This window comes from Roseivivax isoporae LMG 25204, assembly GCF_000521865.1.
GTDB classification, from domain to species: Bacteria; Pseudomonadota; Alphaproteobacteria; order Rhodobacterales; family Rhodobacteraceae; genus Roseivivax; species Roseivivax isoporae.
Map to the genome: position 1 here is coordinate 1 of NZ_JAME01000144.1, position 678 is coordinate 678.

The following is a 678-nucleotide window of genomic DNA, read 5'->3' on the forward strand; positions in this document are numbered from 1 at the left end:
CGGCCGAGGCCGGCGCGCGCGAGACACTCGCAGTGCGCGTCGGCGATACGGCGGCCGCAGTCGAGACCGAGCGGCGCGTGCGTGCCGATGCGGACGAGGCGCTGGCGCAGAGCATCGTCTCGCTCGAGGCGGAGCTGTCCTCCGACATCGCAGGAAACGCATCGGCGTTCTCCGGTCTCTCGGCCACGGTCACGGAACAGGGCGGCACGCTCACGGCGCTGTCCTCGGACCTGGTGGAACTCACGGCTCGAGTGGGGGATGCCGAGGGGGAGATTTCGACGCTCGCCGCCACTCGTGTCACGGCCACGGAAGCCGTCTCGGCCGTGAACACCGAGATCAGCGCTACTTACGGCGACGTCAAGGCGCTCGCCGGTGCCACCGCCATCGCGGAGGCGACACTGGACGGGATCAGCGAGAGCTTCGTCTGGAGCCTCGGCGGCAGCGATGTCCTGTCGCTCGTGCGGGTCTCGGACGGCGGGGCCCCGGTGACCACGGCGCGGATCAGGGGCGACTACATCCGCCTCGACGGCGACACCGAGATCACCGGCAACTTCCTCGTCCGGGGCGAGAACATCGTCCTCGACGGCGACACCGCGGTCACCGGGGCCTTCAAGGTCACCAACGCCAACATCGCGGGCACCCTGCAGTCGACGACGCAGAGCGCCAATGCCGGCTGGA

1 protein-coding gene is annotated in these 678 nt (G+C 70.1%); it reads left to right on the forward strand.

Features of this window, described 5'->3' with window-relative positions; genetic code table 11:
- Positions 1-678: hypothetical protein (locus tag RISW2_RS25255; RefSeq protein WP_043775892.1), on the forward strand; the 678-nt coding region annotated here is incomplete at both ends.